At 32.8% G+C, this 8,741-nt stretch carries 5 protein-coding genes; 4 read left to right on the forward strand and 1 reads right to left on the reverse strand.

Annotated features, from left to right (window positions below; genetic code table 11):
* Positions 1–113 precede the first annotated feature (113 nt).
* The 4 genes from uvrA to ACZIYX_RS13890 all read left to right on the forward strand — a co-directional run bounded on the left by uvrA (position 114) and on the right by ACZIYX_RS13890 (position 6,954).
* Positions 114–2,894 (forward strand): excinuclease ABC subunit UvrA, encoded by a 2,781-nt coding sequence (uvrA, locus tag ACZIYX_RS13875; RefSeq protein WP_462682847.1) that lies wholly within the window; start codon positions 114–116, stop codon positions 2,892–2,894.
* Between the two features lie 554 nt (positions 2,895–3,448).
* Positions 3,449–4,078 carry a hypothetical protein gene (locus tag ACZIYX_RS13880; protein ID WP_462682848.1) on the forward strand — a complete coding sequence of 210 codons (630 nt, stop codon included), beginning with the start codon at positions 3,449–3,451 and terminating at the stop codon, positions 4,076–4,078.
* Between the two features lie 246 nt (positions 4,079–4,324).
* A complete protein-coding gene (locus ACZIYX_RS13885; RefSeq protein ID WP_462682849.1) occupies positions 4,325–5,416 on the forward strand; it encodes an amidohydrolase family protein in 1,092 nt (363 codons plus the stop codon).
* A gap of 206 nt (positions 5,417–5,622) precedes the next feature.
* Positions 5,623–6,954 (forward strand): hypothetical protein, encoded by a 1,332-nt coding sequence (locus tag ACZIYX_RS13890; RefSeq protein WP_462682850.1) that lies wholly within the window; start codon positions 5,623–5,625, stop codon positions 6,952–6,954.
* Between the two features lie 62 nt (positions 6,955–7,016).
* Here ACZIYX_RS13890 and ACZIYX_RS13895 read toward each other — a convergent pair whose 3' ends face one another.
* Positions 7,017–8,474, reverse strand: a complete 1,458-nt coding sequence (locus ACZIYX_RS13895) for an oligosaccharide flippase family protein (protein ID WP_462682851.1) — start codon at positions 8,472–8,474, stop codon at positions 7,017–7,019.
* Positions 8,475–8,741: the final 267 nt, after the last annotated feature.

Genomic DNA, 8,741 nt, shown 5'->3' on the forward strand with positions numbered 1-8,741 from the left:
TCTGTGAATTTCAAACAATTTCTTTTTATTTTTTTTAACTAAACTTTCAATCTGTGTACTCTACAATACTTGTTTTGTAATCCTTATATTTGCGTTCTTACCGCGTATTTACTATGATTCAAGACATTACAAAAGCAGATCCTAAACAAAATATAATCATTAAAGGTGCTAAACTTCACAACCTTAAAGATTTAGATGTTGTTATCCCAAGAAATAAATTAGTTGTTATTACAGGGTTATCCGGTTCTGGTAAATCAAGCTTAGCTTTTGATACCTTATATGCAGAAGGACAAAGAAGGTATGTAGAAAGTCTTTCTTCTTATGCAAGACAATTTTTAGGGCGCCTAAACAAACCCAAAGTAGATTATATTAAAGGTATCGCTCCTGCTATTGCAATAGAGCAAAAAGTAAATTCTACAAACCCCAGATCTACCGTTGGTACAACAACCGAAATTTATGACTATCTAAAATTGCTTTTTGCCAGAATAGGAAAAACCTACTCCCCTGTTTCTGGAAACCAAGTAAAAAAAGATCAGGTAACAGATGTTGTAGAATACGTAAAGTCTTTTAAAGAAGGTGAAAAATTATTATTACTCGCTCCCATTACTATTGAAAACGGTCGTACTCTAGAGGGTAAACTAAATATATTACAACAACAGGGATTTTCTCGTATAAAAACTAATGGTGTAGTATCCAGAATAGAAGAAACAACTGTAAAGGATAAAGATGAAGTATATCTGGTCGTAGATCGTATCATTAAACGAGAAGAAGAAGATTTTTATAATCGATTAGCTGATGCTGTAGATTCTGCTTTTTTTGAAGGAAAAGGAACTTGCTTTGTAGAAACTTTAAGTAACGAAAACTTAAGACAATTTAGTAATAAGTTTGAGTTAGACGGAATTTCTTTTCTCGAACCCAACGTACATTTATTTAGCTTTAACAATCCTTATGGTGCTTGCCCAAAATGCGAAGGGTATGGTGATGTTATTGGAGTTGACGAAGATCTTGTTGTTCCAAATACTGCTTTAAGTGTGTATGAAGGAGCTGTTTTTCCTTGGAAAGGAGATAGTATGGGTTGGTATAAGGACCAACTGGTAAATAATGCTTATAAATTTGATTTCCCTATACACAAACCATATTTTGAGTTATCTGATGCTAACAAAGAACTACTCTGGAAAGGGAATGAGTATTTTGAAGGTATCACAAGCTTTTTTGAAGAATTAGAAGCAAAAGCATACAAAATACAAAATCGTGTAATGCTTTCTCGCTATCGCGGAAAAACAAAATGTAATACTTGTAAAGGAAAACGTTTACGTAAGGAATCCAATTATATAAAAATAGGAGAAGCAACCTTAACCGATTTAGTAGAGAAACCCTTAAACGAATTAGCAGTTTTTTTTAATAACCTTACTTTAGATAAACACGATACTATAATTGCGAAACGACTTCTTAAAGAAATAAATAGCAGGCTAGAGTTTTTACAAAATGTAGGACTAGAATATTTAACCCTAAACCGTAAATCCAATACGCTATCAGGAGGAGAATCACAACGTATTAATTTAGCCACTTCGTTAGGCAGCAGCCTGGTAGGCTCTATGTATATCCTAGATGAACCCAGTATAGGATTGCACCCAAAAGATACCGAAAAACTAATTAAAGTACTCTTGTCATTACGGGATTTGGGCAATACCGTAATAGTCGTAGAACACGATGAAGATATCATGAAAGCTGCAGATGAAATTATTGATATAGGCCCCGAAGCAGGTACTTTTGGAGGTCATGTCGTTGCTACCGGTACTTTTAAAGAAATTTTAAAAGCAGACTCTCTAACTGCAAAATACCTTAATAATACCCTTAAAATTGAAGTTCCTAAAACCCGAAGAAAATCAAAATATTATTTAGAAATATTAGGAGCAAGAGAAAATAATTTGAAAAATATTAATGTAAACGTTCCTCTTGGGGTTTTTACAGCAATAACCGGCGTATCCGGTAGTGGAAAAAGTACATTAGTAAAAAAAATCATCTATCCGGCTATCCTGAAACAATTAGGAGGATATGGTGAAAAAGCAGGGCAATACACAGAATTAAAAGGAAACTATAGCAATATTAAACATGTGGAGTTTGTAGATCAAAATCCTATTGGCAGATCTTCTCGATCCAATCCTGTAACCTATATAAAAGCTTATGATGATATTCGTAGTTTGTTTGCTGCTCAAAAATTATCCAATATTCGCAACTATCAAGCAAAACACTTTTCGTTTAATGTAGATGGTGGCAGATGCGAAACCTGTAAAGGCGAAGGCGAAGTAACTATCGAAATGCAATTCATGGCAGATGTGCATCTGGAATGTGAAACCTGTGGAGGTAAACGCTTTAAAAAAGATATTTTAGAAGTTACTTTTCATGATAAAAATATTCATGACATATTATCTATGACCATAGATACCGCTATTGATTTCTTTGTAGAACATAACCAAACCAAAATACAAAAAAAACTACAGCCATTGCAAGATGTGGGTCTTGGATATGTGCAATTAGGGCAAAGCTCTTCTACCCTTTCTGGCGGAGAAGCACAACGTATTAAACTTGCTTCTTTTTTAGTAAAAGGAAACACCAAGGATAAAGCTCTCTTTATTTTTGATGAACCTACTACAGGGCTTCATTTTCATGATATCAAAAAATTACTCAAGTCTTTTAATGAATTAATAGCCAAAGGACATTCTATTCTTGTTATAGAACATAATCTGGATCTTGTAAAATGTGCAGATCATGTTATTGATCTCGGCCCTGATGGTGGTAAAAACGGAGGTAATATCATTGCTCAAGGCACTCCTGAGGAAATAATAAAAATCACAAACTCCTACACCGCACAATATTTAAAAGAAAAACTGTAAAATCAAGCCCTATTTAATTCCTCCCTTTTGTAAACGGTCTATTATCTCCTGCAAGTAGCAGCGCATCAATATAACTCTTATATCGATCTCCTGCAGGGTGCAGCGGATCAATACAACTCTTACATCGATCTCCTGCAGGGTGCAGCGGATCAATATAACTCTTACATCGATCTCCTGCAGGGTGCAGCGGATCAATATAACTCTTACATCGATCTCCTGCAGGGTGCAGCGGATCAATACAACTCTTACATCGATCTCCTGCAGGGTGCAGGAGATAAATAAGGTGCTGTTTATCAGTATTTTGACTATTTTTTTGGTTTTTGACCTACAGACAGGTATTTGGTTTGGGTTTAAAGGCTAACTATGATGATTTTATTTAAGAAAATTATATAAAAACAGGTTTCAAACAAAACCACAAAACACCTAATAGCAAACTTGTTGTACATAATCTCTTTGTGTTTTAAGATTTTTTGGCACACCATTTGAGATATCTGTAATCAAATAGCGGAAACCGAAAAGCTAATGAGTAGGTATAAACCCAAAATATGTAAGTTATGAAAAAAATGATACTTTTTATTGCAGTATTGTTACTAGCAGGAACAACTGCACGAGCAACCTACCAAACCAACTCGGATCATCAAAACAGGGTTACAAAACGCTATTCTCACGCACAACAACCTATTGCTTTTGTTGAAAAAGGCGTACAGTTTTTTGTGTATCCAAATGGGGATATTGATTATAAAACATTAAGAAAACATAGACATCACAGCAATTGGGACCGTAATGTAAATAATAGCCCCGGAACCTATAGAGATCGACCCTTATATAACCGTTTTGTTCAATATGATCATTGGGGCAGGTTAAAAAAGGTTGGACCAAATTATATTGGCTATGACAGATACAATAGAGTAGGCAGAATTGGCTCTATATCCATAAGATATAACAGAAATGGATTGGTGCACCAATTAGGAGGTTTACAGGTTTTTTATAATCGATATGGAAGAATAAAATTTGTTAAAGGCAATGTTCATTATACCGATTGTGGATATTGCGGAACACATAAATGCGCTACTGCTCATAATCCTCACTACAACCAGAATTGGAAACAAAGATATGATGACGATGATGATGATGATGATGATTATAAAGACAGAAAAAGAAAAAAAAGATCCGATGATGATTAAAACAGCCAATTACCTTGAGGAAATCCCGAAAGATATAGAATAAAAACTTTCTCTTTCCTTGTTGAAGGTAAGCTATAGAAAATAAGATCCACAATGTGGATTAAAATTTGGTTAGTTGTTTAAATCCCGCTTATCAGGAATATTTGGTAGCGGGATTTTCTATTTTATAAAGTGTTGTTAACCTTTCTTCAAAACAAGTTGATTATTATATATTTATGTTCTGCAACATATATCCAATTAAAAAACATGAATTTCAACAAACTTCTTGCCGTATTTTTAATAATCACAACCACTACCATAGCTCAAAAAATGAGTTTTGAAGATTATGACCCGCCCTCTACCCTAATTGTGCCTGGTGTCGAAATTAAAAAAGCTAAATACCCTTTTATTGATGTGCATAATCATCAATTTAATATGCCTACACAAAACCTGCAAGAAGTTGTCACAGAAATGGACAAACTTAATATGGCTGTAATGATAAACCTATCCGGAAGAGGAAGAGGATCTGAGGAACATCTTACCAAGTCTTTAAGCAATGTAAAAACCAATTACCCTAACAGGTTTATTGTATTTACCAATATTGACCTTACCGGAATTGATAAAGACAACTGGATCGAAAAAACTGTCGCTCAAATTGAAAAAGATGTAGCTGCCGGAGCAAATGGTTTGAAAATATATAAAAGCCAAGGGATGGACAATAAAGATAGCAAAGGGAATAGAATTAAAATCGATGACCCTCGCATTGGTCCCATTTGGGAAAAGTGTGGCGAGCTGGGAATCCCTGTTTTAATACACTCTGCGGATCCCAAACCGTTTTGGGATGCACATGATAATAAAAATGAACGTTGGCTCGAACTTAAATTAAAATCCAGACGAAAAAGAGACACGAACGTAACCGGATCCTGGGAAACTATCATACAGGAACAACATAATGTTTTTAAAAAACATAAAAATACCAAATTTATTAATGCACATTTAGGATGGTACGGAAACAATCTTGCTAAACTGGCAAAACTTATGGATCAAATGCCCAATATGTATACTGAGATAGGTGCTGTAATAGCAGAATTAGGAAGGCAACCAAGAAATGCAAAAACTTTTCTTACCAAATACCAAGACAGGGTAATGTTTGGAAAAGACTCCTGGAATCCAGAAGAATACTATACCTATTTTAGAGTTTTAGAGTCTGATGATGAGTATTTTCCGTATTACAAAAGATATCACGCTTTTTGGAAAATGTATGGCTTGGATTTGGATGATGAAGTTCTAAAAAAAATATATTATAAAAATGCACTTAAAATAATTCCTAATATAGATAAGAGTTTATTTCCAAAATAATTCTATTGCTGTTTTATCAAACATAAAAACATCTTATAATTTCTTAGTTTACTTTTTGAAGTATTAACAGTATTAATATCAAAAATTAGTTTACAAAAAAAAACAAAACCTTGATTACCAAGGTTTTGTTTTTTTGGCACGTTGCTTGATATTATTAAAATGAGAATGAAAAATTAATTTCTATTCTTATTTTAAAACCACAGATTATGAAAAAATTTGTTATACTATGCACAGGCTTATTATTAGCATCTTTACATGTTAATGCTTCAGAAACTAATACCGAATCGTCTACTCGTTATAATAACAGTAAATCTTTCATATTTACAGAAAGTGGCGTTGAGTTTTCGATATATGCAGATGGTCAATTCGATTTTTATATCAATAGACCAAGAGGAGGTGTAAACATTAATGTTAATACTCCGGGAGTAAATATAAGTTTTAATTCGGGATATAATTATGATGAATATGTACAATATGATGATTATGGTGCTGTTGTACAGATAGAAGACGTACCTGTCTTTTATGATTATTACGGTAGAATTATACAAGCAGGAGATGTTTATATTAATTATAACAATTATGGGCGTATATCAAGAGTTGGCGAATTATATGTACATTATAATAACTACGGAAATTTCTTAAACTGTAGTGGTTACATTAACCGATATAACAGATATTATGAATACAGACCATATCATGCATATTTTACGGTACCTGTAGTTACCAGATGTATTGTATACGAAAGACCATATAGAAGATATTATACGCCTTACAGATGTTCTTATACTACCTATAGAAGTAATTACTATAGCGGTTATTATAGCAGACCATACAGAAGTCGGGATTACTACAGACCATATAGTAGAGTAAACAGTTATAACAGAGGATACAGAGTATCTAGTGCGCGAGACCTTAGTTATAGAAACCGCGATCACAGAACTGCAATGCACCAAAGAAATGACAGAAACTATAGCAAAATTAATCGCAGTAGAAGCAATTATAACAATGTAGCTACAAGAAGTAGATCGAATGGCAATGATAGCAGAATGCGTTCTATGGCATATAATAACAGAACCAGAAGTACTGCTGCTGGCAATGAACAAACCAGACAGAGGTCACAAACTACTCAAAGAAACAGATCGAATAACAATAATAGTAGAACCCGCTCTGTAGCTTCTGATAGCAGAACACGAAATACTAATAAAAATGCACAAACCAGACAGAGAGTTCAATCTAACAATAATGCTCCTTCCAAACAAAGAGTACAAAGTACCCAAAGAAATAGAAGTACTGTTGCAAGTAGATCTGGTCAAAACAACAGCAGAATACAAAAACCTGCTGCTAGAACAAATCAAGTACAAAGACAAAGAAATTCGAGTAGAAATAATTCTGGAAATGTAACAAACCGTTCTAATACCAGTCAATATAATAGCAGAGGTAGAACAAACTCCAGAGTTGCTGCAAATACACAAAGAAACACTACTAGCAGAGCATCAAGATCTAACGAATCCGGGTCTCGTAGCAGAAGTAGAAATTAAAAAATATAAAGATATTTATCTTTTTGGTTGGTTAGTTTAGAAAATCCCTCAGAGTTGAATGCTTAGGCACCTCGGGGGATTTTCTTTATAAGATTATTAATATCTGCAGATACTTTAAGAGCATAAAAAATAAATACATACACCATACTTATCAAAATACTTTTACTAACTATATTAAGTATAGGATGAAATGGTAACTCCCAAAAATAAAACCCAAAGGTTATACTTATAATTAATAAAATAGCTAAAAAGGTTTTCTTTGAAAAAGGATGCATCTTAAATTTAGTATATACTATCCATAATTTTACCAAATTATAACAAAAGACTGCTATAAAAGTTGCTATTGCAGCACCAGTAATACCATAAGCAGGAATCCAAAACATGTTTAAAACAACAGTAAGAACTACCATCCCTACTCCAACATATAATATCATTCTGTAATAGTCTGAACTGTATAAAATAGAATTATTGTTTCCTAAAAGGTTATCAAATAATTTTGCACTTCCTATCAAAATTATAACCCAAATAAACAAGTTATAATTTTTTGGTATAATTTCATATAATTGATTCACATTACACACTATCAAAATAAAAAGCAATCCACTGGTTATCAATAGACTTAAAGAGCTTTTTTGGTACAAATCTTTTAGCTCCCCTTTAGCTTTTTCATTAATTAACTTAGCTGTTAACGGGTAGGTAATTTGATGCATTGCCCTGGATGGAATAGAGATTACTATTGCTATAAAAGCACATAATTGATAATCTGCCAAATTCTCTATAGGTAAATATCTTTCGATCATTGCCTTATCTATATCGATTAACAAACTTGCTACAGATCCTGCAATCAATATTAATCCAGAATATTTGAATACAGAAATATAATTATCTGGTAACGAAAAACGTGGTGTAAATCGATGAAGTCCAAGGGCATATATTTTCATGATTAGAGTTCTTACTAAATAAGCAATAACCAGAGAATAAATAAATTGAGGAATTGTTAAGGTTTCAAAATACACCAAAAACAAAAGTATACTTATACAAATTCTTAAGAACAACTCTTTTATTATATTCCCAAAAACACTTTTTAATTTCACCTTAGACCAAGCAAAAAATACTTCAAAATAGGATGCTGCAAATGCCAGAATATAGATAGTCCAAATATAGGGCTGTACTATCGTATTTTTCTCTTCAAAAAAGCTTAGAATCGTATTATAAAATATAGTTCCTATTGCCCCTAAAACTAATGCTACCAATAACGGACTAATAAGCATGAGGGTTAAAAACCTATCCTGTTGTTCTTTATTTGAATAAGACGAAAAAAACTTTACTAAAGTATTTTGCACCCCAAACGCCATTAATGGCCAAATTAAATTAGAGGCTGTCATAAGATAAGATATCAACCCATAATGTTCTTTATCCATAAAATAGGTAAACAAAAACAACGTATTTATAGCACCTATACCAAATCCAAGGCAAGTGATAATAATATTTCGTATGGTTTGATTAACTACTACTCCCATTAATTTTTTTTGATAATTTTGATCCAGAAAGCTTGCCCCCAAATACCTTTTTATTTCAAGCTGACTATATAGATAATTTGGGATAAAAGTACAAAATACGAGATTAGCGGTACTATGTATTTTCTTTTATATATTAAAAAAAAATATCATTAAAAAAGGACTGCCTTTTCAAAACAGTCCTTTTTTTTAATCAAAATCCTCCAAGAGGGATTCGACACTGTTTCATTAAGTGTGTAACTTAAAATATCGAGGGTTTGACTTTTTTAA

The sequence above is a fragment of the Aquimarina sp. genome, assembly GCF_977115655.1.